Annotated in this window: 29 protein-coding genes; 11 read left to right on the top strand and 18 right to left on the bottom strand. The window is 67.0% G+C overall.

The window, feature by feature from the left end; all coding sequences use genetic code 11:
- Together MKI84_RS08225 and MKI84_RS08230 are read left to right on the top strand one after the other, a co-directional pair.
- A partial coding sequence (locus MKI84_RS08225; RefSeq protein WP_241618419.1) for an SH3 domain-containing protein occupies window positions 1-2,032 on the top strand: 2,032 nt, incomplete at its 5' end.
- Window positions 2,033-2,173: 141 nt separating this feature from the next.
- Complete coding sequence (locus tag MKI84_RS08230; RefSeq protein WP_241618421.1) at window positions 2,174-2,884, top strand: SH3 domain-containing protein; 711 nt, start codon at window positions 2,174-2,176, stop codon at window positions 2,882-2,884.
- Window positions 2,885-2,943: 59 nt separating this feature from the next.
- Here MKI84_RS08230 and purB read toward each other — a convergent pair whose 3' ends face one another.
- The gene (gene purB, locus MKI84_RS08235) at window positions 2,944-4,251 is read right to left on the bottom strand and encodes an adenylosuccinate lyase (protein WP_241618423.1); all 1,308 of its coding nucleotides are present in this window, start codon (window positions 4,249-4,251) and stop codon (window positions 2,944-2,946) included.
- A gap of 71 nt (window positions 4,252-4,322) precedes the next feature.
- A complete protein-coding gene (gene rpe, locus MKI84_RS08240; RefSeq protein WP_241618425.1) occupies window positions 4,323-5,009 on the bottom strand; it encodes a ribulose-phosphate 3-epimerase in 687 nt (228 codons plus the stop codon).
- A 181-nt stretch (window positions 5,010-5,190) separates the two neighbouring features.
- Here rpe and MKI84_RS08245 point away from each other — a divergent pair, with 181 nt between their 5' ends.
- Window positions 5,191-5,562, top strand: a complete 372-nt coding sequence (locus tag MKI84_RS08245; RefSeq protein WP_241618427.1) for a hypothetical protein — start codon at window positions 5,191-5,193, stop codon at window positions 5,560-5,562.
- A gap of 87 nt (window positions 5,563-5,649) precedes the next feature.
- On the opposite strand, the gene MKI84_RS08250 is transcribed toward MKI84_RS08245, so the two are convergent.
- From MKI84_RS08250 to MKI84_RS08265, 4 genes are all read right to left on the bottom strand, one after another.
- Window positions 5,650-6,504, bottom strand: a complete 855-nt coding sequence (locus tag MKI84_RS08250) for a glycine betaine ABC transporter substrate-binding protein (RefSeq protein ID WP_241618430.1) — start codon at window positions 6,502-6,504, stop codon at window positions 5,650-5,652.
- 74 nt (window positions 6,505-6,578) lie between these two features.
- On the bottom strand, window positions 6,579-7,433 hold the full coding sequence (locus tag MKI84_RS08255; RefSeq protein WP_241618432.1) for an ABC transporter permease: 855 nt from the start codon (window positions 7,431-7,433) through the stop codon (window positions 6,579-6,581).
- A gap of 11 nt (window positions 7,434-7,444) precedes the next feature.
- Complete coding sequence (locus tag MKI84_RS08260) at window positions 7,445-8,644, bottom strand: quaternary amine ABC transporter ATP-binding protein (RefSeq protein WP_241618433.1); 1,200 nt, start codon at window positions 8,642-8,644, stop codon at window positions 7,445-7,447.
- Window positions 8,645-8,744: 100 nt separating this feature from the next.
- The gene (locus MKI84_RS08265) at window positions 8,745-9,764 is read right to left on the bottom strand and encodes a P1 family peptidase (RefSeq protein ID WP_241618435.1); all 1,020 of its coding nucleotides are present in this window, start codon (window positions 9,762-9,764) and stop codon (window positions 8,745-8,747) included.
- A gap of 123 nt (window positions 9,765-9,887) precedes the next feature.
- Between MKI84_RS08265 and MKI84_RS08270 the strand changes: the two genes are divergently transcribed.
- Window positions 9,888-10,619 (top strand): cytochrome c biogenesis CcdA family protein, encoded by a 732-nt coding sequence (locus MKI84_RS08270; protein ID WP_241618437.1) that lies wholly within the window; start codon window positions 9,888-9,890, stop codon window positions 10,617-10,619.
- 14 nt (window positions 10,620-10,633) lie between these two features.
- Here the strand turns inward: MKI84_RS08270 and MKI84_RS08275 are convergent, their stop codons facing one another.
- From MKI84_RS08275 to MKI84_RS08305, 7 genes are all read right to left on the bottom strand, one after another.
- The gene (locus MKI84_RS08275) at window positions 10,634-11,140 is read right to left on the bottom strand and encodes a GNAT family N-acetyltransferase (RefSeq protein WP_241618439.1); all 507 of its coding nucleotides are present in this window, start codon (window positions 11,138-11,140) and stop codon (window positions 10,634-10,636) included.
- Between the two features lie 152 nt (window positions 11,141-11,292).
- Window positions 11,293-12,393 carry a branched-chain amino acid ABC transporter substrate-binding protein gene (locus MKI84_RS08280; RefSeq protein ID WP_241618440.1) on the bottom strand — a complete coding sequence of 367 codons (1,101 nt, stop codon included), beginning with the start codon at window positions 12,391-12,393 and terminating at the stop codon, window positions 11,293-11,295.
- Between the two features lie 181 nt (window positions 12,394-12,574).
- Window positions 12,575-12,931 carry a DUF6867 family protein gene (locus MKI84_RS08285; RefSeq protein ID WP_241619196.1) on the bottom strand — a complete coding sequence of 119 codons (357 nt, stop codon included), beginning with the start codon at window positions 12,929-12,931 and terminating at the stop codon, window positions 12,575-12,577.
- Between the two features lie 104 nt (window positions 12,932-13,035).
- A complete protein-coding gene (locus tag MKI84_RS08290; RefSeq protein ID WP_241619197.1) occupies window positions 13,036-13,749 on the bottom strand; it encodes an ABC transporter ATP-binding protein in 714 nt (237 codons plus the stop codon).
- 29 nt (window positions 13,750-13,778) lie between these two features.
- Window positions 13,779-14,738 carry an ABC transporter ATP-binding protein gene (locus tag MKI84_RS08295; protein WP_241618441.1) on the bottom strand — a complete coding sequence of 320 codons (960 nt, stop codon included), beginning with the start codon at window positions 14,736-14,738 and terminating at the stop codon, window positions 13,779-13,781.
- Window positions 14,738-16,183: a high-affinity branched-chain amino acid ABC transporter permease LivM gene (livM, locus tag MKI84_RS08300; RefSeq protein WP_241618443.1), complete on the bottom strand. Its 1,446-nt coding sequence runs from the start codon at window positions 16,181-16,183 to the stop codon at window positions 14,738-14,740. The genes MKI84_RS08295 and livM overlap by 1 nt, the downstream gene beginning before the upstream one ends.
- 11 nt (window positions 16,184-16,194) lie before the next feature.
- Window positions 16,195-17,112, bottom strand: a complete 918-nt coding sequence (locus MKI84_RS08305; protein ID WP_241618444.1) for a branched-chain amino acid ABC transporter permease — start codon at window positions 17,110-17,112, stop codon at window positions 16,195-16,197.
- Window positions 17,113-17,498: 386 nt separating this feature from the next.
- Here MKI84_RS08305 and MKI84_RS08310 point away from each other — a divergent pair, with 386 nt between their 5' ends.
- Window positions 17,499-17,999, top strand: coding sequence for a flavin reductase (locus MKI84_RS08310; RefSeq protein ID WP_241618446.1), 501 nt, complete (start codon window positions 17,499-17,501; stop codon window positions 17,997-17,999).
- 7 nt (window positions 18,000-18,006) lie between these two features.
- Here MKI84_RS08310 and MKI84_RS08315 read toward each other — a convergent pair whose 3' ends face one another.
- Both MKI84_RS08315 and MKI84_RS08320 read right to left on the bottom strand, forming a co-directional pair.
- Window positions 18,007-19,194: a BaiN/RdsA family NAD(P)/FAD-dependent oxidoreductase gene (locus tag MKI84_RS08315; protein WP_241618448.1), complete on the bottom strand. Its 1,188-nt coding sequence runs from the start codon at window positions 19,192-19,194 to the stop codon at window positions 18,007-18,009.
- Window positions 19,194-20,303, bottom strand: a complete 1,110-nt coding sequence (locus MKI84_RS08320) for a lysine-2,3-aminomutase-like protein (RefSeq protein WP_241618450.1) — start codon at window positions 20,301-20,303, stop codon at window positions 19,194-19,196. The genes MKI84_RS08315 and MKI84_RS08320 overlap by 1 nt, the downstream gene beginning before the upstream one ends.
- A gap of 86 nt (window positions 20,304-20,389) precedes the next feature.
- Between MKI84_RS08320 and MKI84_RS08325 the strand changes: the two genes are divergently transcribed.
- The 3 genes from MKI84_RS08325 to MKI84_RS08335 are packed head-to-tail and all read left to right on the top strand — an operon-like array spanning window position 20,390 to window position 23,078.
- A complete protein-coding gene (locus tag MKI84_RS08325; RefSeq protein WP_241618453.1) occupies window positions 20,390-20,716 on the top strand; it encodes an XdhC family protein in 327 nt (108 codons plus the stop codon).
- A complete protein-coding gene (locus MKI84_RS08330; RefSeq protein WP_241618455.1) occupies window positions 20,716-21,417 on the top strand; it encodes an XdhC family protein in 702 nt (233 codons plus the stop codon). The genes MKI84_RS08325 and MKI84_RS08330 overlap by 1 nt, the downstream gene beginning before the upstream one ends.
- The gene (locus MKI84_RS08335; RefSeq protein WP_241618456.1) at window positions 21,414-23,078 is read left to right on the top strand and encodes an NTP transferase domain-containing protein; all 1,665 of its coding nucleotides are present in this window, start codon (window positions 21,414-21,416) and stop codon (window positions 23,076-23,078) included. The genes MKI84_RS08330 and MKI84_RS08335 overlap by 4 nt, the downstream gene beginning before the upstream one ends.
- Before the next feature lie 15 nt (window positions 23,079-23,093).
- On the opposite strand, the gene bcsS is transcribed toward MKI84_RS08335, so the two are convergent.
- The 3 genes from bcsS to MKI84_RS08350 all read right to left on the bottom strand — a co-directional run bounded on the left by bcsS (window position 23,094) and on the right by MKI84_RS08350 (window position 24,903).
- A complete protein-coding gene (gene bcsS, locus MKI84_RS08340; RefSeq protein ID WP_241618458.1) occupies window positions 23,094-23,624 on the bottom strand; it encodes a cellulose biosynthesis protein BcsS in 531 nt (176 codons plus the stop codon).
- 212 nt (window positions 23,625-23,836) lie between these two features.
- Complete coding sequence (locus MKI84_RS08345; protein WP_241618460.1) at window positions 23,837-24,250, bottom strand: hypothetical protein; 414 nt, start codon at window positions 24,248-24,250, stop codon at window positions 23,837-23,839.
- On the bottom strand, window positions 24,247-24,903 hold the full coding sequence (locus MKI84_RS08350) for an XRE family transcriptional regulator (RefSeq protein ID WP_241618462.1): 657 nt from the start codon (window positions 24,901-24,903) through the stop codon (window positions 24,247-24,249). The genes MKI84_RS08345 and MKI84_RS08350 overlap by 4 nt, the downstream gene beginning before the upstream one ends.
- A gap of 258 nt (window positions 24,904-25,161) precedes the next feature.
- On the opposite strand from MKI84_RS08350, the gene MKI84_RS08355 reads away from it, so the two are divergent.
- From MKI84_RS08355 to MKI84_RS08365, 3 genes are read left to right on the top strand one after another with little or no spacing between them, the layout of a single operon-like run.
- Window positions 25,162-25,434 carry a helix-turn-helix domain-containing protein gene (locus MKI84_RS08355; protein WP_241618464.1) on the top strand — a complete coding sequence of 91 codons (273 nt, stop codon included), beginning with the start codon at window positions 25,162-25,164 and terminating at the stop codon, window positions 25,432-25,434.
- Between the two features lies 1 nt (window position 25,435).
- Entirely contained in the window at window positions 25,436-25,588 is a 153-nt protein-coding gene (locus MKI84_RS08360; RefSeq protein WP_241618466.1) for a hypothetical protein, read from the top strand.
- Window positions 25,589-25,590: 2 nt separating this feature from the next.
- Window positions 25,591-25,860, top strand: coding sequence for a hypothetical protein (locus tag MKI84_RS08365; protein ID WP_241618467.1), 270 nt, complete (start codon window positions 25,591-25,593; stop codon window positions 25,858-25,860).

Consider the following 25,860-nt stretch of genomic DNA (forward strand, 5'->3'; position numbering starts at 1 on the left):
CACCCCCGGCACCGCGCCCACGCTCGGCACAAATTACCGCCAGCCCTACGGCACCACGGCGCAGGCCGCGCCGGCGCCCGGTTATGACGCCGATGCCGCCGCCGTTCTGGCCGGCACGCCGGCCACCAGCCGGGGCCCCGGCAGCTTCGGCACCATGAAGGGCGCGCGCACCACCATCGGCGAAACCAATGTCCGCTCCGGGCCGGGCGTCGAATATTCCGTCATCAAGACCCTGCCGGACTTCACCAAGGTCGAGGTGCAGTCCTGCGCCAATACCTGGTGCCAGACCGACGAGGGTTATATCAGCCTGTTCCACCTTTCGCGTGGCCCGGTGCAGCAGATCCTGAGCTCGGCCGCGCAGCCGCTGCTCCCGGGCTCGGGCTCGCGGGATTCGGCCTATTACGCCGACAATCTCGCCGCACAGGCCACGATGGGCTATGGCGCCGCCGGGCAGGGTGTCGCGATCGGCGGCGTGCCCACCGGCGTTCCCGGCATCGCGGCGCCCTATGCTGCCTCGAACACCAATTACCGCGTTCCGGTGGCCCAGCGGCTGGCGGCGCAGCCGGTGGCGAACCTTGCGCCGGGCTACGCGCCCAACGCCTACGGCGCCACGCCCTATGGCGTCGCCGGCGGCCAGGCCACCGTGCGCGCCAATGTGAATGTCCGCTCCGGCCCCGGCACGCGCTTCAATGTGGTCGGCTCGCTGCCGGCCGGGGCGCCGGTCGACATCATGAGCTGCACCGGCAGCTGGTGCCAGACGCAATACGGCTATGTCAGCGCCCGCCTCGTGTCGCAGGGCACGCTGTATGCCGGCGCGCAGCCGGCCGCCGCCCGCGCCTATGGCGCGCCGAACTACGCGCTGGCCTCGCCCGGCACCAATTACCGCCAGCCGGTGGCGCCCCAGCTCATCGCGCAGCCGGCCGTGCAGCAGCGCCCGTTCCTCCCGGCCCAGCCCGGCGTGACACCCGGCATCACCCCCGGCACCGCGCCCACGCTCGGCACAAATTACCGCCAGCCCTACGGCACCACGGCGCAGGCCGCGCCGGCGCTTCCGCAGGCCTCCGGCTATCCGGCCGCCGGCTATCAGGATCCGCGCCGCTACGGCGTGGCCGGCGTTGCGGCCGGGCAGGGCTATTCCGCCGTCACCGTCGCCGCACTCAATGTGCGCAGCGGCCCCGGCATCGGTTACGACATTCTCGGCACGCTGGCCGCCGGCTCGCCGGTGAACGTCGTTTCCTGCGCGGGAAGCTGGTGCCAGACGCAATATGGCTATGTCAGCGCCCGCCACATCTCGACCGGCTCCGCTGGCGCGAGCTACCAGGCACCGGCCGCACAGCCCGCCACCTATGCCCGCGCCAGCTACAGCGCGCCGGCCACGGCGCCCGTCTATGCGCAGCCGACCTACTCGCAACCCGCCTACGTCCAGCCCGCCTATGCGCAGTCGTCCTATGGCAATGCCTACGCGCCGGATCCGACCTTCGGAGGCGCCTATACCGGCTCGCGCTACATTCCCGGCGCGACCTACCCGACCTATACGCCCTCGCTCGGCAATCTGGCGGCCGACATCGCGGCGCCGTTCGAGGCTCTGGCCACCGCCGCCACCTACAGCTTCGGCGAAGGTGGCTGGGGCGGCGGCTGGTACAACGCGCCCGCCGAACCGCTCGGCAATAACTGGCGCGTGAGCCGTGGGCCGCAATTTTCTTACGGCACCCGCGACCGGGGGCCGGGCTATTGGGGGCCTTCGCTCTACGGCCGCAACATTCCCAGCAACTGGGGCGCACGGCCGAGCTACTGGGGCGGGCGTCCGACCTATTGGAACGCGCATCCTGGCTACCCGGTGCAGGCGTATCGCGGTGATCGGCGCGGGAACTATTACTGGTCGACCCGCAATGCCGGCCTGCGGCCGCAACCGGCGCGCTGGTACACCGGCGGATCCAGCGGGCTCGGCCCGCGCTGGCAGGGTCCGTATGATGCCGGACCCCGTTACAACGGCCGTCCTGTAGTCTGGCGTCCGCGTGCGGGTCTGTTCTGAGTGCTGGCCAGCTGTCGCAGGGGAAGCTGCAACAAATTTCGCCTGAAATAGTTGCCATGCTTATCAGACGCATGCGTCGACGCGTCCCGATCCGGGACGCGGGGGCGTCGCGGCGCGCGCCGCGCTGGTGAGGAGAGTGCAATGCGGTTTCCCAGATCCCTTTTGCTGGTGGCGGGCTTCCTGCTCGCCGGCAGCCTTGCCGCCTCGGCGCGGCCGGCGGTTGTCACCACCGATCTCAACGTGCGTGCCGGCCCAGGCACCGGCTATCGCGTCATCGGCTCGCTCCCGGCGGGCTCGTCGGTGGATGTCGGCTCCTGCACCGGAAGCTGGTGCCGCGTCGCGGGCGGCTTCGCCAGCGCGCGCTTCCTCGCCTTCGGCGCGGGCACCCGTGTCGTGGTGCAGCCGGCACCGGTCTATTACGACGATTATTACGATAACGACCTCGCCCTAGGCGTCGGTGCCTTCGCGCTTGGCGTCGGCGTCGGCAATGCCTGGGGACCGGGCTATTGGGGCCCCGGCTGGGGCGGGCCGGGCTGGCGCGGCAATTACTGGGGTCCGCCACCGCGTGGCTGGCGCGGCCCTGGCTGGCGCGGTCCGCGCGGGGGCTGGAATCGCCCCGGCTGGAATGGCCCGCGTCGCGTGTGGAACAACAATCCCGGCTGGCGGGGACGTCCGGCGTGGAACGGCAATCGCGGCCCCGGATGGCGCGGCCCGCGCATGGGTCCCGGCCCGCGCATGGTCGGTGGCCCCCGCATGGGAGGCCGGCCTCCGATGATGCGGGGCGGCTATGGCGGAGGCATGCGGATGCGCCCGGTTGGCATGGGCGGCGGACGCGGCTGGCGCGCACGCTGACAGCGACTTCCGCAGAATTCACACGATTTCTGCGGAAGTCCGTCTAACGCATTGATCGATCACGCCCGGCCGAAGACCCGTGTGAAGATCGTATCGACATGCTTGAGGTGATAGCCGAGATCGAACTTCTCGGCGATCTCCTCCGGCGTCAGATATTGCCGAACCTCGGAATCGTTGGTCAGCAGGTTCTGGAACTCGCCTTCGCCGCGCCACACCGGCATGGCGTTACGCTGCACGAGCCGGTAGGCATCCTCGCGGCTCGCGCCCTTCTGGGTCAGGGCCAGCAGCACGCGCTGCGAATGAACGAGGCCGCCGAGACGGTCGAGATTCTTCTGCATGGTCTGCGGGTAGACCAGCAGCTTCTCGACCACGCCCGCGAGGCGGTTCAGCGCGAAGTCGAGCGTCACCGTCGCGTCCGGGCCGATGCCGCGCTCGACGGAGGAGTGCGAGATATCGCGCTCATGCCACAGCGCGACATTCTCCAGCGCCGGCGTGACCATGCCGCGCACGAGGCGGGCGAGGCCGGTCACGTTCTCGGTCAGCACCGGATTGCGCTTGTGCGGCATGGCGGAGGAGCCCTTCTGCCCTTCGGAGAAGAACTCCTCGGCCTCCAGCACTTCGGTGCGCTGGAGATGGCGAATCTCGATCGCTACGCGCTCCATGGAGGAGGCGACCACGCCCAGCGCGGCGAAATAGGCGGCGTGGCGGTCGCGCGGGATGACCTGCGTCGAGACCGGCTCGACCTTCAGCCCGAGCTTTTCGGCGACATATTCCTCCACGCGCGGATCGATCTGCGCGAAGGTGCCGACGGCACCCGAAATGGCGCAGGTCGCCACTTCCTCGCGGGCGGCGACGAGGCGCGCGCGGTTGCGCTGGAACTCGGCATGGGCCTGCGCGAGCTTGAGCCCGAAGGTGGTGGGCTCGGCGTGGATGCCGTGCGAGCGGCCGATGGTCGGGGTGAGCTTGTGCTCGAAGGCGCGGGCCTCCAGCGCGGCGAGCAGGCGATCCACATCCTTGATGAGAATGTCGGCGGCGCGCACGAGCTGCACGTTGAGGCAGGTGTCTAGCACGTCGGAAGAGGTCATGCCCTGATGCACGAAGCGCGCTTCCGGCCCGACGATCTCGGCGAGATGCGTCAGGAAGGCGATGACGTCATGCTTGGTGACCGCCTCGATCTCGTCGATGCGGGCGACGTCGAAGGTCGCGTCCTTCGCCATCTCCCAGATCTTCGCCGCCGCCTCCTTCGGCACCACGCCGAGTTCGGCGAGCGCGTCGGTCGCGTGCGCCTCGATCTCGAACCAGATGCGGAAGCGGGTCTGCGGCTCCCAGATGGCAGCCATTTCGGGACGGGTATAGCGCGGGATCACGGGCGGCTCTTTCGACTGTCGAGGGACAGCCGCGCTCTAGCAGATTAGGCCAGATCCCACAAATACCGGCCTCAGACCAACTCGCCCCGCGCGCGCGCCGCTGCCTCGCGGATGGCCTTGATGTTGGCGGCGTAAGCGTCGGGGCCGCCCTTGAACACGGCGGAACCGGCCACCAGCGCATTGGCGCCGGCATGGGCGCAGATGCCGGAATTTGACGGGACGACGCCGCCGTCGATCTCGATGTCGATCGGGCGGTCGCCGATCATCGCGGAAAGCTGGCGCACCTTGTCCATCACCGGCGCGATGAAGGCCTGCCCGCCGAAGCCGGGATTGACCGTCATCACCACCACGAGGTCGATCACGTCGAGCACATGCTCGATCGCCGTCGCCGGGGTCGCGGGATTGAGCGCGACGCCGGCCTTCTTGCCGAGCGCACGGATCGCCTGAAGCGAGCGGTGCAAATGCGGGCCGGCCTCGGCGTGGATCGAGATATGATCGGCGCCCGCCTTGGCGAAAGCCTCCAGATAGGGGTCGACCGGCGCGATCATCAGGTGCACGTCGAACGGCTTGTCGCTGTAGGGGCGGATCGCCTTCACCACATCCGGGCCGAACGAGATGTTCGGCACGAAATGCCCGTCCATGACGTCGATATGGATCCAGTCCGCACCGGCGGCATCGACCGCGCGGACTTCCTCGCCGAAGCGGGCGAAGTCGCTGGCAAGGATCGAGGGAGCGATGATCAGCGGGCGAGGGGGCATGGCAGGTTCTCCGAATTGCCGCGCCCGTAACATGACGGAACCCCGGCGGCAAGAAAGCCGACAAATCCGAGCGAGACCAGATGCGCCGGTATTGAGGGAGGACTAAGCTGCTGCGAGTCGCGTCGATCAAGGATACTGCGCCGGCGGGCGCGGGCGGCGCGACGGACGAGGGGAGCCTGCTATGAAGAATGTTCGATATCTGGCGGCGGGTGCCGTCGTCGCAGTCGCCGGCCTGCTGGCGACCATGCCTGAGGCCAATGCCTGGCGCGCCGGCGCCTGCGGTGCGCGCGGCTGCGTAGGCGCCGCCGGCAATCCGGGCCACTACTACGGCGCCGGCCGCTATTACGGCCCGGTGCCGCGCGGCGGCGGCGTGGTCGTCGTCAATCCGCGCCGCTACTGGCCGCCGGGCGGTGCCGTGGCCGCGGGCGCGGCGCTCGGCTTCCTGACCGGCGTCGCGGCCGCCAATCTGGTCGGTCCGCCGCCCCAGCCCAATTACTGCTGGTACTACACCAACCCGCAGCGGACCCAGGGCTTCTGGGAGCCGTGCCCCTGAGGCACGCAGCTCTCGCCGGGTGAAAACAGGACGCGGCCGGGAGCTTTCCGGCCGCGTTTCAGTTTCAGGAGCTGGTATCGGCGGAGGTCACTTCGACCAGGCGTCGACCTTGGCCTTGTTGGCGGCGACCCAGGCCTTGGCGGTGGCCGCCGGATCGGCGCCGGGCTTCTCGTTCTCCACCATGAGCGCCTGCTCATCGGCGAGGGACAGGTTGAAACCGTCGAGGATCTTGTAGGCCTCCGGGGACTCTTCCTTGAGCTTGGTCGAGACGATGGTGTTCACGGTTTCCTCGCCGCCGAACACACCCTTGGGATCGTCGAGATATTTCAGGTCCCAGGTCGCGAACATCCAGTGCGGCGTCCAGGTGGTGATGACGATCGGCTCCTTCTTGGCGTAGGCGTCCTTGAGCGCGGCGACCATGGTGGCGTCCGAGCCCTCGACCAGCTTCACCGGCAGGCCGTATTCCTTGATCGCCTTCTCCGACGCCTTCATCAGGCCTGCGCCGGGATCGATGCCGATCACCTTGCCGCCGAACTTGGCGGGGTCCTTCTTGATGTCCTCGATGGTGGTGATGTCGACATAGGTCGGCACCGCCCAGCCGATCTTGGCGCCGGTGACGTTCGGCCCGAGATTGTCGACCTTGGCTTTGAGCTTGTCGTAATAGGCCGCGTGCGTGCCCGGCAGCCACGCCGCGACCATGGCGTCGGCCTCATCGGTGGCGACCGCCTGCCACATCGCCGCGCCCGAAAGCGGGACGATCTTGACCTTGTAGCCCTTATCCTCCAGCGCCGCCTTGATGACGTTGGTGGCGACCACGGCGTCGGACCATTCGACATAGGCGATGGTCAGGTCCTTCTTCTCCGCCTGCGCCGCGCTGAGCGTGAGACCGAGGGCGGTGGCGGCAACCGCCGTGCCCTTGAGGAATTTCGAGAGGATCGACATTGACGGATACTCCGGTTCTGAAAGGATAAGGTTGTCAGCGGAAGTCTTGTGCTTCCTTTGGGAGGTTCGGAGGCCTAGCCGGCGCCCCGGTCCGTGCGCATGCGCCGGGCGATGTGCTGGGTGATGCGGTCGAGAATGACGGCGAGCACCACGATGGCGATGCCGGCCTGGAATCCCTGTCCGGCCTCCAGCCGCTGGATCGCCTTCCACACCTCGCCGCCGAGCCCGCCGGCGCCGATCATTGCCGCGATCACCACCATGGAGAGCGCGAGCATGATGGTCTGGTTGATGCCGGCCATGATGGTCGGGATAGCCAGCGGGAGCTGGAGCTTGAACAGCTTCTGCCAGCGCGAGGAGCCGAAGGAATCCGCCGCCTCCACCAGTTCCGGCGGCGTCTGCATGATGCCGAGCGCGGTGAGGCGGATGGTGGGCGGCATGGCGAACACGATGGTGGCGAAGCACGCCGACACCGCGCCCAGCCCGAAGAACGGGATGGCCGGGATCAGGTACACGAAGCTCGGCATGGTCTGCATCATGTCGAGCCCCGGACCCACCACGCGCCAGAACCGGCGGCTGAGCGCGGCGGCGATGCCGATGGGAATGCCGATCATCAGCGCGAACAGCGTGGAGACCAGCACCAGCACAAGCGATTGCAGCGTCGCGCGCCAGAGTTCGAGATTCCACAGGAAGGCGAAGCCCAGCATGGTGAACAGCGCGATCCGCGCCGTGGTCAGCCGCCACACCAGCAGGCCGAAGGCAAGGATCACCAGCCATGGCGGCAGGTCGACGAGGAAATCCGTGGTGGCCTCGATGCCGGTGCCGATCACCGCGCTTATGGCGCGGGTCACGCCGGAGAAATGCTCGGTCGCCCAGTCCAGCGCGGCGTCGCACATTTCCGCGAGAGGGATTCGGGGGATCTCGAAGTCCATCGCCGGCGCCCTCAGTGCATCGGTTCGCCGCGGCGACGCGCGAGCGCGGCCACGAGGTCGGTATTGCTGATCACGCCGCGCAACTCGCGCCCGGCGCCGATCACCGCGATCTCGCCACGCCCGGCGGCCAGTCGCGACACCGCGTCGTTGAGCGTCGCGGTGTCGGAGACGCAGGCGTCGCGGTCGCTGGCCAGCAGGCGGATTTCCGTCGCCCCGGCACCGCGCAGCACGCCGGCATCGACCGTGCCCTGAAACAGCCCGTCCTGACAGACCACGGTGGCGGCGGGATCGCCGGACTGTTCAAGCCGCACCAACGCCTCGGCGGCGGGAACATGCCACGGCACCACGCAGGCCGGCGCGCGCATCGCGGCGCCCGCCGTCACCACGCCGAGCACGTCGATATGCTCGACGAAGCGGCGCACATAATCATCGGCCGGATTGGCGAGGAAGTCGGAGGCATAGCCCTGCTGGACGACCGCGCCGTCCTTCATCAGCACGATCCGCCCGCCAAGCGCGATGGCCTCGTCGAGATCATGGCTGACGAAGACGATGGTCTTCTTCAGCCGCTTCTGCAGCGCCACCAGTTCCTGCTGCATGTCGCGGCGGATCAGCGGGTCGAGCGCGCTGAACGCCTCGTCCATCAGCAGGACGTCGGGCTCCAGCGCCAGAGCGCGGGCAAGGCCGGCGCGCTGCTGCATGCCGCCGGAAAGCTGCGAGGGCAGGTGAGCCTCCCAGCCCTTCAGCCCCACGGTCTCCAGCGCGGCCATCGCGCGCTCGCGGCGCAGCGTCGGGGCGACGCCCTGCACCTCCAGCCCGTATTCGACATTGCGCAGGATGGTCCGGTGCGGGAACAGCGCAAATTGCTGGAACACCATGCCGAAGCGGGTGCGGCGCACCGCCATCAACTCGCTTTCGGAGAGCTTCGTAAGGTCGGTGTCGTCCAGCAGCACCGACCCGGCGGTCGGCTCGACGAGGCGGTTGATGCAGCGCAGGCAGGTCGACTTGCCGGAGCCGGAAAGCCCCATCACCACGAGAATCTCGCCCTCGGCAATGTCGAAGCTGACATCGTGCAGGCCTACGACCGCGCCGGTCTGCTTGAAGATAGCCTCGCGGCCGAGGCCACCCTGCAGAAGCGGCAGGGCTTTTCCGGCGTCGTCGCCGAAAATCTTGGTCAGTCCGCGAACCCTGATGCGAGGCCGTTTCTCGGTCATGAACTCCCCCGTGCCAGGAGAGTGTCAGGCGCATGGCAGCCATGCCGATTGCACAGATGCGACGGCACGGGCTGCAAACGCGACAATCACATGACGGCGGTCAGCTCAGCGGCGGCCCGCCCCACAGGTCGCGCCAGCTCGGCTGCGCACCGCGCTGGGGAAGGGCGCTCGCCTCATAGACCGCGCGGGCGCAGGCTCGCGCCAGCGTCGCCACCGTCGCGGCCCCGATCAGCGCGAGGTCGAACACCGGATCGGCGAGTTCGCGTTTTCCCGTCGCCGCGGCGAAGATGGTGTCGCCGTCGAGCGGGGTATGCACCGGCCAGATGGCGCGGGCAAAGCCGTCATGCGCCATCACCGCGAGCCGCTTGGCCTGCGCCTTGGTCAGCACCGCATCGGTGGCGACCAGCGCGATGGTGGTGTTGGCGCCGGGCGGCAGGCCCTTCAGCGCCGGCGGATCGGGCAGGAGGGGGAGGGGATTGGGCAGGCCGAGCCCGCCGAATTCGCCGCCGAGTTCAAAAGGCGCGGACCAGAAATGCGGCATGCCGGGCAGGTTGGTCGCCCCGCAGGCGTTCACCGCCACCAGCGCGCCGATGGTGTGGCCGGTGGAGCAGACCATCGAGGCCGAGCCGAGGCCGCCCTTCATGCTGACCGTCGTCGCCCCGGTGCCGGCGCCGATCGTGCCGAGCGGGAAATCCAGACCCGCGCCATTGGCCGCCTGATATCCAAGGTCGCGATAGGGAGCAAAGCGGCCCCACTCCTTGTTGCCACCATTGATGAGGTCGAACAGCACCGCGCCGGGGACGATCGGCACACGGGCGTCGCCCACGGGGAAGCCGATACCGCGCTCGGCGAGCGCCGACATGACGCCCGCGGCGGCGTCCAGCCCGAAGGCCGAGCCGCCGGACAGGGTGATGGCGTGGATCGCCCCCACCGTTTCGTCCGGGGCCAGCAGGTCGGTTTCCCGCGTGCCGGGCCCGCCGCCGCGCACATCGACGGAGGCGACGGCCGGCTCGTCGAACAGGATGGCGGTGACGCCGGAGCCGAGCGTCAGGTCCGTGGCGTTGCCGACCTTCAACCCGGCGACATCGGTGATCAGATTGCGTGCGAGGGTGGCGCGCATTGGCGTCTCTCCATCTTGCCGCCGCGCCATCACATCACGGAGAGAGGCGGGCTGGTCTCATTGCTAAAGGGGCGCGGGAGGTGCATTGGGAGGGTAACGGAACGATGCAGGTTGCCAAAATTCATGGCCGACGTCACGCTCCCGGCGGCCTTTGTCGCCGGTATTGCCAGCTTTGCCTCTCCCTGCGTGTTGCCGCTGGTACCGCCTTATCTGTGTTATCTGGCGGGCACCAGCCTTGACCAGATCACCCACAAGGCCCCCACCGACGCCGCCGCCCGGCGCACGCTCGGCGCGGCCCTGCTGTTCGTCGCCGGCTTTTCCACGGTGTTCGTGGCGCTCGGCGCCGGGGCGTCGGTGATCGGGGGCTATCTCCGGCTCTATTCACAGGAATTGTCGATCATCGCCGGCATCGCGATCCTGGTCATGGGTCTGCATTTTCTCGGCATCCTGAAATTCGGCTGGCTGAGCCAAACCAAGCGGGTGCATGTCGATGCGCCCACCGGCCTGTTCGGCGCCTATGTGATGGGCCTCGCCTTTGCCTTCGGCTGGACGCCCTGCATCGGCCCGGTTCTGGCTGCCATCCTTGCGGTCGCGGCGAGCGAGCAGACGCTGACCCAGGGCGCGCTGCTGCTGGGCATCTATTCCGCCGGGCTGGGTGTCCCGTTCCTTCTGGTCGCGGCGATGGCGCGGCCGGCATTGGGATTGCTCACCCGCGCGCGGCGCTGGCTGCCGGCGGTGGAAAAGGGCATGGGCGCGCTCCTCGTCCTCACCGGCATCGGCTTCCTCTCCGGCTGGATGGCGCAGATGAGCTACTGGCTGCTGGAGACCTTCCCGGCGCTGGCGAGCTTCGGCTGAGCCGCCAAGACGCTTCAGGAAGCGGCGAGCGGCTTGCGCATGCGTATGCAGGCCATGCGCAGACCACCCGGCAGGACATGCTCGCCCGTATTCTCGGTAACGAAGCCGTGGCGGTGGTAGAAGGCTTCCGCATTGAGGCTGGCATCCATGACCAACTCGCGAAGCCCATATTTGCGGGCCCTGCGCTCCAGCGCCGCCAGCATGGCGGCCCCGATGCCCCTCCGCCCGTAATCGGGGTGCACATAGACCGCCCGCAACTCCCGCCGGCCCGGAACGAACGAGCCGAAACCGACGACCCCCGCCCCCTTCGCACGCGCCACAACCGCTTCCTCGATGCCGTTATCGAGGCGCAAGGCGAGGGCGTCGACATGCTCCGGCGGTATCGGCAGCGGTGCCCAGGCGGCGATGATCTCGGGTGAATAGAACCCCGCGGCCGTGCTGCGGATCGCGGCGCGGTGGACCCGTAACAGGTCCGCGGCATCGTCGGGGCGGGCGTCATACAGGCGGATATTGGAAAGCATCGGCGTGTCTTCAAACTGCGGGGCGGCGTGTCAGGCGCCGCCGATCGTCTCGCAGGCGATACACGGATGGCAATGACTTGCGCAAAGAAAAACCCGCCGGATCGCTCCGGCGGGTTCGTCATTTCAGCGCTGGCGCCACCGGCGCCCGCCGATCACAGCTCGGAATAGCCGCCGTCCTTCCAGACGTAGACGACGTAGTCGCCGCTGGTGCGGTCACCCTTCTTGTCGAAGGAGAGCGTGCCGAGCACGGTGTCGAACTTGGCGCCGGAGTGGATGTACTCGGCGATCTTCGTCGGGTCGAGCGACTTGGTGGCGTCGGCCGCCTGCTGCAGCATCTGGCCCGCCGCATAGGTGTAGAGCACGTAGCCTTCCGGATCGATGCCCTTCTTCTTGAACTCCTCGACAACCGCAGCGGCGGCCGGGATCTTGCGGGGGTCGGAACCGAAGGTCATCAGCGTGCCTTCGGCGCCCGGACCGGCGATGGTCCAGTATTCCTTGTCGGTGATGCCGTCACCCGAGAACAGGACGGTCTTCATGCCCTGGTCGCGCATCTGGCGAACCAGAAGACCGGCTTCGGTGTGCAGCCCGCCGAAATAAAGCACGTCGACATTGGCCGCCTTCAGCTTGGAGACGAGCGCGGTGTAGTCCTTCTCACCCGGGTTGATACCCTCGTAGATGACTTCCGTCACGCCACCGGCATTGATCGCCTTCTTGGTCTCGTCAGCCAGACCCTTGCCGTAGGGGGTCTTGTCGTGAACGACGGCGATCTTCTTGTCCTTCAGGTTCTGAAGGATGTATTCGCCGGCGGTCGCGCCCTGCTGGTCATCGCGGCCGCAGGTGCGGAACACGTTGGTCAGGCCACGCTCGGTAAGGGTCGGGTTGGTCGACGCGGGAGAAATCGCGAGCACACCGGCTTCGGCATACTGCTCCGAGGCCGGGATCGAGACGCCCGAGTTGAAGTGGCCGAGCACGAACTTCACGCCGTCCGCGATGAACTTGTTGGCCACCGACACGCCCTGCTCGGGCTTGGAGGCGTCGTCGCCGATGATGATCTCGACCTTCTCGCCAAGCAGGCCGCCCTTGGCATTGACATCGACCGCCCACTGCTCGGCACCATTCTTCAGCTGCGCGCCGAAGGTGGCGTTCGCGCCAGTGATGGGGCCGCCAACGCCGACCTTGACCTGCGCCGACGCCGGCATGGCCATCGCCACCATCGCGCCGAGCGCGATACCGGCCAACAGAAGCTTCTTCATGAACTTCTCTCCTGATTCTCTGGGAGGATTAGAACTTTCGCGGCCATTTCCTGTCGCGTCATCGCCCCTGGGCGCCATCATGACCGTTTCCGTGCCGGTGTCGACGGCGAAGACGAAGCACGAACGCGCAAGCATCAAATCCGAGCCACGTTCGGCGCTCAAGGGAAATTCTCAAGAAACTCTATCCGTTGCTCTTCTCGCGCCAGCCAAACGGGCCTGCCTGACGATAGAGCCAACTATACCGGGTGGCCATCTGCTTGGCGCGTTCGGCGCGGAAGCCGAGCGTGGTGACGGCGATCAGGAAAGCGGTGTCGGTAATGAAATAGTGCCACGACAGCAGCGTTCCGTTGAACAACGCGAAATGGAAGAAACGCACCACGCAGCCCAGCAGTACGGCATAGAGCACCGCCTGCCTGTAGCCGCGCCAGGTCGAGGCGATGGCCCGGCCGGACAGCCACGCCGCCCCGCCGCCGAGAAAGATGGTCACCAGCAGGAAATCGCCGCGCGAGACTTCGACGACGAGGTCCGGCGCAACCATGAAGGCGCAGATCACCGCGCCGATCACGGCAATCGGGACACTCACGGCGAGACTGGTCGGCGCGCCCTGCGAGATGACGGTTCCGGAGAATTCGGCTGCCATGATCAGTGCCTCCCGCCTTCGAGATAGGCTGCGCGGACTTCAGGGCGCTCCAGCAACTCGCGGCCCTGGCCCGACATGGTGACGGTGCCGTTCACCAGCACATAGCCGCGATGGGCGAGCTTGAGCGCGTGGAACGCGTTCTGCTCCACCAGAAACACGGTGAGGCCCTCGGTACGATTGAGCTCGCGGATCGCGTCGAAGATCTGCTTCACGATCAGCGGCGCGAGGCCGAGCGAGGGCTCATCGAGCATCAGCAGGCGCGGGCGGCTCATCAGCGCACGGCCGATCGCCAGCATCTGTTGCTCGCCGCCCGAGAGCGTGCCGCCGCGCTGGTTGATGCGCTCTTTCAGGCGCGGGAACAGCGTGTAGACCTTCTGCAGGTCGCTGTCGAAATGGGCGAAACCGTCGACCGAGGCGCCCATCTGCAGGTTCTCGTAGACCGTCATGCGCGGGAAGATGCGCCGGCCCTCGGGCGACTGCGCGATCTTGAGCTGGGCGATCTCGTGGGTCGGCATCTTGGTAATGTCGCGGCCCTCATAGACGATCTGTCCCTCGCGGGCGCGGGGCTGGCCGAAGATGGTCATCATCAGGGTCGACTTGCCGGCACCGTTGGAGCCGATCAGCGTGACGATCTCGCCGCGATGAACGTCCACGTCGACGCCCTTAAGGGCCATGATGTTGCCGTAGAAGGTCTTGACGCCGCGGACGGCCAGCATCGGGGCGTCGGTCGGGGAAGAGGTGTCGGTCACGAGGACGCTCCCGTTGCAATCGTCGCGTCGATCTCCGCCTCGACCTCCTCGACCGCATCCTCGTCGACGCCGAGATAGGCCGCGATAACGCGCGGGTCGTTCTTCACCGCGTCGGGCGTCCCGTCGGAAATCTTCGTGCCGTAGTCGAGCACGACGACGTGGTCGGAAATCTCCATCACCACGCTCATGTCATGCTCGATCAGGAGGATCGAGGTGCCGTGATCGGCGCGGATCGAGCGCAGCAGCGCGTTGAGTTCGAGGCTCTCACGCGGATTGAGGCCGGCGGCCGGCTCGTCGAGGCAGAGCAGGATCGGGTCCGAGCACATGGCGCGGGCGATCTCCAGCCGACGCTGGGCGCCATAGGGCAGATCGCCCGCCGGATCGTCGGCACGGTCGAGCAGATTGACCTGCTCAAGCCAATACACCGCCTTCTCGCGCGCCGCCTTCTGCGCGGCGTTCCAGCTCGGCAGGCCGAGCAGACCCTTGATGGAGAACACCGACGCCTTCATCAGCGCGTTGTGCTGCGCCACCATCAGGTTTTCCAGCACGGTCATGCCGGTGAACAGGCGGATGTTCTGGAAGGTGCGCGCCACCTTGGCGTCGCCGGAGACGCGGTAATCCGGCAGGCGCTCCAGCAGGTAGACCGAACTCGACGCACCGGCGAGACCGCGTTCACCGTTCAGCGTCACGGCCGTCAGTTCGGGATCGGTGGGCGGGCGCTGGTGCGCCAGCACGAGCCGCCCCTCGCTCGGCTTGTAGAAGCCCGTGATGCAGTTGAACACCGTGGTCTTGCCGGCGCCATTGGGCCCGATCAGCGCGGTGATGTCGCCGCGTCCGACCTTGAAGGACAGGTCGTTGACCGCGACCAGCCCGCCAAAGCGCATGAACAGGTGCTCGACGCTCAGTATGGGATCGATATCCCACCTGTGGGCGGCAGTATCCGTGGGGAGCGACATCAGCCGTGCCCTTCCTTGACGAGATCGCCCGAGACCGACTTCTTCTCCTTGAGATAGATCGTGGGGTCGCGGGTCGAAACGAGGCCGCGCGGCTTCCACACCATGATGACCACCATGGCGAGGCCGAACAGCAGCATGCGATAGAGGCTGGGGTCGAATTCGTTGCCGAAGAACTGCTTGAGGAAGCCGAGATTGCGCAGCATCTCCATGCCGCCCAGCATCACCGCCGCCGCGACCGCGACGCCGATCTGAGACCCCATGCCGCCGAGCACCACGATGGCGAGGATCATCGCGGAAATGTCGAAGGTGAAGCTCTCCGGGCTGACGAAGCCGGCGCGCACCGCGAAGAAACAGCCGGCGAACCCGCCGAACATCGCGCCGGTTGCGAAGGCCGACAGCTTGACATTGGTGGTGTTGAGGCCGAGCGAGCGGCAGGCGATCTCGTCCTCGCGCAACGCTTCCCAGGCCCGGCCGACCGGCAGCTTGCGCAGCCGGACCGTGACGAAGGCAGTGAGCAGCGCGAGCGCCAGGATCACGAAGTACAGGAAGATGATGCGATGCATCGGGTCGAATTTCAGCCCGAACAGCGCCGCGAACCCGTGCTCGCTGGCATTGAAGGGAATGCCGAAAAAGGTCACGCGCGGGATCGAGGCGATGCCGGCGCCGCCGCCCGTGAAGTCCACCCAGTTGATCAGCACGAGGCGAATGATCTCGCCGAAGGCCAGCGTGACGATCGCGAGATAGTCGCCGCGCAGGCGCAGCACGGGAAAACCGAGGATCATGCCCCACACGCCGGCGAAGATGCCGGCGGCCGGCAGGCAGATCCAGAACGCCCAGTCGGCCCAGAACTTTTCACCGATCAGGGCGGCGAAGAAATCATTGACCGGCGCCGAGGTGGCGAGCAGCGCGTAGGTGTAGGCGCCGACCGCGTAGAACGCGACATAGCCGAGATCGAGCAGGCCGGCGAGACCGACCACGATGTTCAGGCCCCAGCCCAGCATCACATAGGTGAGGATGAGGATGCCGAGATCGATCAGGTAGCGGCTCTCGTTGAGACCGCCCTGGCTGAGCACCGCGATGAGCGGGAAGGCGACGGCGAAGGCCAGCAGCGCCGGCTTGAACGCCGGGCCGGCGGCCGTGACGGCCCGCGCCATCGGGCTCGGGCCGGTGCGGGTCTTGACCACGCGATTGGGCGACCAGACCGTGAGATTGAGGATCAGCCGGCCGACGAACACGATGGCGACCATGACCGCCACCGTGAGGGGCCGGTAGTCGAGCCCGAGCGCACCGTCGCGGATCACGGTCTCGAAGCCGACCAGCGGGCCGACCAGGCCCAGCATGATCAGGCCGGCGAAGAACGCGTCCTTCAGGGCATGCGAGAACGCGGAGGGGGATGCCGGGGCCGCGTTCTCGGCGGAGGCACTTTCAGCAGTATGCGCTGCCATGATCGGGAACCTTACACCTTCTCGACTTCAGGCCGGCCCAGCAGGCCCTGCGGCATGAAGATAAGGGTGATGGCGAGAATGGAGAACGCCGCGACGTCCTTGTATTCGATCGAGAAATAGGCCGACCAGAACACTTCGATGAGGCCGATCAGCAGCCCGCCAAGCACCGCGCCGGGCAGCGAGCCGATGCCGCCCAGCACCGCCGCGGTGAACGCCTTCACGCCGGGAACGAAGCCGTCCGCGAAATGGGCGACACCATAATACATCAGGTACATGGTGCCGGCGACGGCGGCGAGGGCGGCGCCGATGACGAAGGTCAGCGAGATGGTGTGGTCGACATTGATGCCGAGCAGGGCGGCCATCTTGCGGTCCTGCTCGCAGGCGCGCTGCGCCCGGCCGAGCGAGGTCTTCTGCACGAGATACCAGAAGCCGGTAAGCAACACGGCGGTCACCGCCATGATGATGACCTGCTTCCACGCCAGCGTGACCTGATAGCTGCCATTGTCCATCAGCACGATCACGTCGGTGATCATCGGGGGCACCGGCTTGTTACGCGGGCCCTGCGCGACCTGGACGAAATTCGACAGGAAGATCGACATGCCGATGGCCGAGATCATCGGCGCGAGGCGGAACGAGCCGCGCAGCGGCCGATAGGCGACACGCTCGATCGCCCAGCTTGTCAGCGACGTGAAGAACATCGCGACCACCAGAACGATGGCCAGCGCCAGGAAGATTGAGGTGATCCCCAACACCGTGGTGAGCAGCAGGAAGCAGATCAGCGAAATGAACGCCGACACCATGAAGACATCGCCATGGGCGAAGTTCACCATGCCGATGATGCCGAATACCATGGTGTAACCGATCGCGATCAGACCGTAGATCGATCCGAGCGTCAGCCCGTTGATGAGTTGCTGAACAAAGACGTCCATTACGAACTGGCTCCCCTCGGCCGCCCGGCGCATCTGTCGGCGCCCGCAGCCTGTGCCCAGATTGTGGTCATGCTCATATGAGCGCCGTTTACTCTTAGCGCGGGCCTTGAAAGGATACAATTCGATCGAAAGGCGAAATGCAATCGATCGAAAGAAATGATGTTTCGGTATCCTAGTAAAGCGAAACACCTCAATTTTTGAGGTGCGGGTTGCTTGCCCGGCGGGTTGCACCTGCCGGATGCCAAGGATCGCCTGTGTTTTTCGCGGTCAGGTGTCCGGGTGTGTTACGTCCAAGGTTCGAGCCGTTAAGCGGTTTCCAATCACCCCGCTTCGGAGTTATGCACAGGATGCTTTCCGACCGTCGTCGGGGCGTCACGGAGGTCCCTTTGGACGACATTACCCGGCACAAGGCCGAGCCCGCACTTTACCGCGAGGCGATGAGCCGCCTCGTCGCGGCCGTCCATGTGGTTACCACACGAGGCGAGGCCGGGCGCGCCGGCTTCACCGCGACCGCCGTCGTCTCCGTCTCCGATTCCCCGCCGACCCTGCTGGTGTGCCTCAACCGCTCGATCAACGCCGCGCCCGCCTTTCGGCAGTCCGGCCTGTTCGCCGTCAATATGCTGAGCGGCGAGCAGCAGGCGGTGGCCGACAGCTTCGGCGGCCGGCTCGGAATGAGCGGCGAGCAGCGTTTCTCCGTCGGGCAATGGCATGAGGGAACGCACGGCTTGCCGTGCCTCATCGGTGCGCTCGCCGTGTTCGAGTGCCGGCTGGCCGAGGTGCGCACCATCGCGACCCATAACGTGCTGGTCGGCCATGTCGAGGCGGTGACGCTGGGACCGGCGGGGCCGGGTCTCGCTTATCTGGACCGCACCTACCGGGTGCTGTGAGGCGCGACTAGACCGCCTGTCCCGCGCACCAGCCCGACGACCAGGCCCATTGGAAATTGTAACCTCCAAGCCAGCCGGTAACGTCCACCACCTCACCGATGAAGAAGAGGCCCGGCACGTCCTTCGCCTGCATGGTGCGCTGGTCGAGAGCCGTGGTGTCGATCCCGCCCAGCGTCACCTCGGCGGTGCGGTAGCCCTCCGATGCCGTCGGCTTCAGCCGCCAGCCATTCACCGCCGAATCGATTTGCCGGAGATGGCGATCGGACAGGTCGGCGAGGTTTCGGCCTCCCGCCTCTCTGTCGGCGACGAGCTGCGCCAGCCGGCGCGGCAGCAGGGCGGAAAGCGCGGAGACCGGCGCCTGCCGGCCATTTGAGGCGCGCGCTTCACGTAGCTGCGCGAACACGTCGATGCCGGGCGCCAGCGCGATCTCGATGTCGTCGCCCTCGCGCCAGTAGGAGGAAATCTGGAGGATCGCCGGGCCGGAGAGGCCGCGATGGGTGAACAGGAGCCCCTCGTCGAAGTGCGTCTTGCCATGGCGAACGCTCGCCTCCACGGCCACGCCGGCGAGCGGGGCCAGCCGCTCCAGCAGGCCCGGCTCCAGCGTCAGCGGCACGAGGCCGGGACGCGTCCGCACGATCTTCAGGCCAAAACGCTCGGCGATGTCATAGCCGAGCCCGGTGGCTCCCATTTTCGGGATCGACTTGCCCCCGGTCGCCACCACCAGCGCGCGGCAGGCGAGGGGGCCGGCGCTGGTGCGCAGATGGAAACCGTCGGCGGTGCGCGTGACCTCCTCGATCGAGGTCGACAGGGCCAACTGGCCGCCGGCATCCCTCAGTTCGCGTAGCAGCATGTCGACGATCTGCCGCGCCGAGCCGTCGCAGAACAACTGCCCGAGCGTCTTCTCGTGCCAGGCGATGGCGTGGCGTTCGACGAGCGCGATGAAATCCTGCTGGGTGTAGCGCTTGAGCGCGGAGATGCAGAAACGCGGATTGGTGGAGAGATAGGCGCGCGGATTGGCATCGAGATTGGTGAAATTGCAGCGCCCGCCGCCGGAAATGCGGATCTTCTCGCCCGGCGCGCGGGCATGGTCGATCACCCGCACCGAGCGCCCGCGCTTTCCCGCCTCGATGGCGCACATCAGGCCCGCCGCGCCGGCGCCCAGCACGACAACATCGACCGTTCGAGCCTCGGGCATCACACCGGCACTCCGGCGTCGTAATCATGCACGCCGCCGCAATAATCGGTGACCCGCCAGCCCTCCGGCGTCGCGTCCAGATAGGAGGGGCCGACCGGGACCTTGCCGTAGCCGCCGGGAATGTCGAGCACATAGGTCGGCAAAGCGAGGCCGGAAAGCCGCCCGCGCAGCGACGCCATCAGTTCCTGTCCACGCTCTATGGTGAGCCGGAAATGCGCGGTGCCGGGGGCGAGGTCGGGGTGGTGGAGGTAATAAGGTTTCACCCGGCACTCGACCAAAGCGCGGAACAGGGCGGCCAGCACCTCGGCCTCGTCATTGACGCCGCGCAGCAGCACGCTCTGGCTCACCAGCGCGATGCCGGCATCCGCCAGCCGCGCCAGCGCCGCCCGGGCCTCTGGCCCAAGCTCGCGAGCATGGTTGGCGTGAACCGCAATATACGTTGTGAGGTTCGGCACGCGCAGGGCCGTCACCAGCGCCGCCGTCACCCGCTCCGGCGCGGCGACCGGGACGCGGGTGTGGAAACGCACGATCTTCACATGGTCGATGGCGGACAGCCGCGCCATCAGCTCGGCCAACCGGCGCGGCGACGCCACCAGCGGATCGCCGCCGGTGACGACGACCTCCCAGATTTCAGGGTGCGCGGAAACATAGGCGAGCGCCGCGTCCAACGCCGCATCGGAAAGGTTGGATTCCGCGCCCGGCCCCACCATCTCGCGGCGGAAGCAGAACCGGCAATAAACCGCGCAGACGCCGACCAGCTTCAGCAGCACCCGGTCGGGATAACGGTGCACGATCCCCGGCACCGGGCTGTGCGCCTCGTCGCCGATCGGGTCGGCAAGCTCGTCCGGCCTTGTCTCCAGTTCGCGCGCATCCGGCAGGAACTGCGCGGCGATCGGATCGCCCGCCTCGCCCGGCGCCATCAAACCGGCAAGTGTCGGCGTCACCGCAACCGCATAGCGCGCGGCCACCGCCTCCAGCGCCGGGTCGCGCGCCACCAATCCGGCCTCGGCGAGCTCCGGCACGCCGCGCAGGGTGCGGGGCAAAAGGGCAGGGTTGCTCGACGGGCGGGCGCTGGTCGCGCGGGCTTGTGAAGGACGGGCTTGGCTCATGCGCGCTCTTGTGATCGGTTCCGGGCATCTGGGCAAGGCATGTCGCGCATGGCTGGGCTATGCTGGAAGCACGGTTCGGAGAGACGATGATGAACGTGCGTGAAGATGATGTGCTGGAAGCGGCCGCGCGCTGGAGCCGGGAGGGGCGGGGAGTCGCGCTCGCTACCGTGGTCGAGACCTGGGGCTCGGCGCCCCGGCCGGTCGGCAGCCATCTCGTCATCGACGATCGGGGCGACTTTCTCGGCTCCGTATCCGGCGGCTGCGTCGAGGGCGCCGTAGTGGCGGAAGCGACCGAAGTGATCGCCGACGGTCAGCCGCGCCTCGTCTCCTTCGGCGTGGCGGACGAGACCGCCTGGCGGGTCGGCCTGTCCTGCGGCGGGCGCATTTCGGTCTATGTCGAGAAGGTCGGCTGATGGACCTCGCCGTGCTGGAAGCCCTGAATGCCGAACGCGCCTCGCGCCGTGCCGTGCTGCTGGTGACCGAGCTTGCGAGCGGCCGACAGCGGCTGGTGACGCCTGAGCAGGCCCCCGCCGATCCGCTCGCGGACCCGATGGCCGAGGCCTTGCGGACCGGGCGCAGCGCAATGGTGGAGCAGGGCGGCGAGCGCCTGTTCCTCTCGGTGCAACTGCCGGCGCCGCGCCTCGTCATTACCGGAGCGGTTCATATCTCGCAGGCGCTGGCGCCGATGGCGGCACTGACCGGGCTCGATGTGGTGATCATTGATCCCCGCAGCGCTTTCGCCACGCCCGAGCGCTTTCCCGCCGTCGACCTCCGCGCGCAATGGCCGGACGAGGCGCTTCCAGGCCTCGCGCTCGACGCCTTCACCGCCTTCGCCGCGCTGACCCACGATCCGAAGATCGACGATCCCGCCTTGGAGGAAGCGCTGCGGCGGGGCTGCTTCTATGTCGGCGCGCTGGGGTCGCGGAAGACCCATGCCGCGCGGCTGGAGCGGCTCGCCGCGCGCGGGCTGGCGGGCGAGACGCTGGCGCGCATCCATGCTCCGATCGGCCTCGATATCGGGGCGGCGACGCCGGCGGAGATCGCGGTGTCGATCCTCGCACAGGTGGTCGGCACGCTGCGCCAGCGCCCCGCGGCGCGGGAACGCGCGGCATGAAGTTCGGCCCCGTGGCACTGGATGATGCCGAAGGCGCGGTGACCGTCCATGCGCTGAGCCTTCCCGACCTCATGGTGCGAAAGGGCACACGGCTCGATGCCGGGCTGATCGAGCGGCTGCGCGCAGCGGGCCATGGCGAGATCATTGCCGTGCGCGCCGAGCCTGGCGATGTGTGGGAGGACGAGGCGGCCTCACGGGTCGCGGCCTCCGTGCTCGGTCCCCATGCTGTGGCGGATGCGGCTTTCACCGGCCGCGTCAACATCAGGGCGGCCGTGTCCGGCCTGCTGACGGTCGATCGCGCGGGTATCGACGCGCTGAACATGGTGGACGAGGCGGTGACGCTCGCCACCCTGCCGGCCTTCCGTGCGGTGCGCGCCGGCGAGATGATCGCTACGGTGAAGATCATCCCCTTCGCCGTACCCGGCAACGTGCTGGAGCGCATCGCCGCGCTCGCCGGGCCGCTGGTACGGATTGCCCCCTATCGGTTGCGCAAGGTCGCGCTGGTCTCGACGCTTCTGCCGGGCCTCGGCGAGAAGGTGCTGGCCAAGACGGCGAGGACCACGGCGGCGCGACTTGCGCCGACCGGTGCGTCGCTGATCGGCGAGCAGCGCGTGCCACATGCGCCGGCGGCCGTCGCGCAGGCGGTGCGCGCGGCGATCGGGCAGGGCGCGGAACTGGTGCTGGTGTTCGGCGCCTCGGCGATCGCCGACCGGCGCGACGTGATTCCTGCCGGCATCGAAGCGGCCGGCGGCATGATCGAGCATTTCGGCATGCCGGTCGACCCCGGCAATCTGCTGCTGCTTGGCCGTGTCGGCTCCGTTCGGGTGCTGGGGGCGCCGGGCTGCGCGCGCAGCCCGAAGGAAAACGGCTTCGACTGGGTACTCAGACGTCTGCTGGCGGGACTGGATGTTTCGCGATCTGATATCATGTCCATGGGTGTAGGAGGATTGCTCATGGAAATTCCGACACGTCCCCAGCCGCGCGAGGAAGAGATGGCGGGTTCCGGCAGCACCGGCGTGGTGCTGCTGGCCGCCGGGCGCGGCACGCGGATGAACGGCGTCAACAAGATGTCGGCGCTGCTCGACGGCGAGCCACTGGTGCGCCGTGCGGCCTGCTCGGCTTTGGCTGCCAGGACCGGACCGGTCGTGGTGGTCACCGGCCATGAGGCGGAGCCGGTGACGGCGGCACTGGAAGGACTGGACGTCATTGTCGTCCATAACCCCACCTTCGCCGACGGACTCTCGACCTCGCTGAAGGCCGGAATCGCCGCGCTGCCGGAAGATGTCGCCTCGGTGGTGGTGATGCTTGGCGACATGCCGAAAGTCGGCGCGGAGCTGATCGAAAAGCTGGCCGCCGCGCTCGACCCCGAGGCTGGCCTGCTGGTCGCGGTGCCGGTGCGCGAGGGCAAGCGCGGCAATCCGGTCGCCCTGTCACGTCGCCTGTTCCCCGCCATTCTGGCGCTGTCCGGCGATATCGGCGCGCGCCAGATCATCGCCGAGAATCCGGACGCGGTGATCGAGGTCGCGGTCGAGGATGAGGGCGCCTTCACCGATATCGACACGCGCGAGGAACTGGAGGCGCTGCAGATCCACACCATCGCCGCGCGGGCCGATGTCGATGCGTCGGCCGCGCTCGATGGCATGGAGGCCGAAGACGCCTGACGGCGTCCGGGCGCATCAGAACGGCGCGTAATAGGAGAGCGTGCCGTAGGGGCCGTTGTCGCTGTCGCTGCTCCAGCGCCAGCCGCCGGCCACGCGCCATTGCCGATCCGCGAATGGCACGTCCAGGAACAGGCCGGCACCGGCATTCTGTTCCAGCCAGTCGGTCGACGCCTGTGCCTCGGCCCCCAGCGAAAAGCGCGCATCCACGCGCCGACTGAGGCTGGCCCGAGCCACGGCGGTTCCGTCCGCCGTCGAGCCGCCCAGCGATGTCGTCCCTATCCAGTTGTCGTCGATCCGGTAGAACCACTCCGCGACACCCTTGATACCGAACTGCGTGCCCTGATCCCGGTTGTACGGGTCGGGCTGGTCGAGCCGGTTCTCGGTGACGTTGACACCGCCATAAAGTGCGAGCGCGTGCGGCCCGCGCAGGAATTGCCAGCCCGCGAGCACCTCGCCCTCGATCTTGGTCGCACTGTTCCAGCCGCCCGGAACGGCGCTGGTCCGGTAGCGATAACCGCCGCCGCCCGCTATAGGGGGCCTGTTCATTCTGCAGTGGGGCAATGGTGGCTGGACGGGAGAAAATGGCGACCGTTCAACGCGTTGTGGGGAGGTTGGCCAGCAGTCACCTTTTGCAGCGGTGGCGCCATTCGCGGTCGAAATCGTCGCAATCTTTTGCAGTGTTGATCAAAAAAGATGGCGGCTCCGACCATTTTTGACCGAAACCGCCGCTGAAACGGCTCGAATTGAACGCTGGCGGGCTATTCGGGGCGAATGATGCCGTCTGCGCCCATCACGCCGAGGCTTTCAGCCGGGGCGGTCGATTCCGGCGGCGCCGGCGGCTTCGGCTCGCAATACGCCTTGGCGATTACGTCCATCGCGGGAAATGTGCGCCAGTCGAGGTAGGAAATGGCGACGAAGGCGTCATGCGGCTTGCCGGCTGCGGCGAGTGCATTGCAGATCATCGGCGTGGCGGCTGTCCAGTCGGTCTTGTCACGATCAACGGCCAGCCAGAGGCTGATGGACTGCGACCAGTGGGCTTTCTTGATCTTTCCGAATGTCGTCGGAAGTTGCTGGGCAGCCTTCCCTTGCCACGGCTGAGGTTGATAATCCTGCGCTGCGACGGGCAAGGCCGTAGTTGCCAAAATGGCAGAGATAACAATAAGAAGCTTCACAGTTCTCGCTCTCCCCACATCACGCGTCCCACGATCCTGAACGGCTCTTCCGCTGGCACGACACGCTCAGGAAAGTTCTCGCGATTGTCGCTGATCATGACAAGCCGGCCGGGCTCACGCCGCAAGCGCTTGAGATATGCCTCGTCTCCGATGGTGAAAACATACACCTTGTTGTCTATCGGGCTTGACCTGGCCGTTTTCGAAACGTCGATAATCAACGGATCGTCGTGATGAATTGTCGGCAGCATCGAGTCGCCATTCGCCTTCACGAGTCGAGCAAACTCCGGCCGTAAATTCAGGCGTTCAAGTACGTCACGCCTCACCGTTGCTTTCTTGCCCGTTTCGTTGATGGCCAATGCGCCATAACCTGCTGAAGCGCTGAACGCCAAGCATTCAACTTCAACCGCATCCGGCGCAACGCCAGGAGAATGGGTCTGGACTTGTGATTGTGCCGCCTGCGAACCCAGGAGGAGCACGACGGGATCACAGCCCAAACGGACTAGGGCCTCTAGGAAGGCGGAATCCGGAAGGCGCTCCCCACGTTCATAGCGCCCGACAGATTGGGCAGATACGCCCTCTATCCGGTCAGCGAGATCGGGAATGGTCCAGCCGTTCGTCTCTCGCCATGTCCTGATTCGCTTGCCAATCGTCACTGCCGCACCTCTTCGCGGAAATGGATGCCTTTTGCGAAAAAATATCCACTGCAAGCGCAAGGGGTTCGCAAAGAAAATTTCCGTATGGATATCAAATAATTAGACCAATTGGAGATAAAGCGGTGCTGCCGCCGCTTCGCGAAGCACCCAATTGGGTTTGACATACCCGTTTGGGTATCTACTTTGCTTCCCATGACAATCGTAACCGCAACGTCAGACATTCCAAAAAAACCCGCCGAACGGCGGGAGTGGATTCGCATGCAACTGCGACTGCGCGGGCTTTCCTGGCTGGCGGTGTCCCGATCCCTCGGTGTTTCTCCACAGGCCATTCAGCAGGCTGCCGCAGGGCGGCCCTCGATCCCGATCGAGCGGGCTCTAGCCGACCTGCTGGGCGTCAATGCTCAAGAGCTTTTCGCCGAGCATTGGACCTCAAAGGGGCTCCGAATCCCGCACGAGCGATCATCGCTGCACAAAGCAAAGCATAGCGACTCCCATCCCATCCGCCATGTCCAAAAGCGCGAGGTCGCCTGACATGACACTCACTCCGGGCCTCCGCACACGCCGCCACTGCCGCCGCCGTACCCCGGTGGGTGACGCGATCTCTCAAGCGCTGGTCGTCGCCGCGCTGGTGATCGGCTCGGCGACCGTCCTCGCCGACCTTTGCCGCCACGGAATCGGGTGGTGAGCATGATGTACGTCGTCGGTCGCCTTGAGCCCGATCACCGCTCCGGCTGCATCTACTGGAGCGGGTCCGTGACCATCGATCCCGGCCCGGCTGACAGCGCCACCCTGCTGATCGGGGAGGCCGTCACGCGCCACAACGTGCTCGTGCTCGGCGACGCTGATGTCGCGTCCGGGCTCGCGCTCTGGCTCAACACATCGCCAGCTCTCAAGCGCCATCCGGGCGCGGCGCTCTGGCGCGCGATGCCACTGCCGGATTTCGGGGGGAAGGCGTGA

The organism is Ancylobacter gelatini (assembly GCF_022601675.1).
GTDB lineage: Bacteria > Pseudomonadota > Alphaproteobacteria > Rhizobiales > Xanthobacteraceae > Ancylobacter > Ancylobacter gelatini.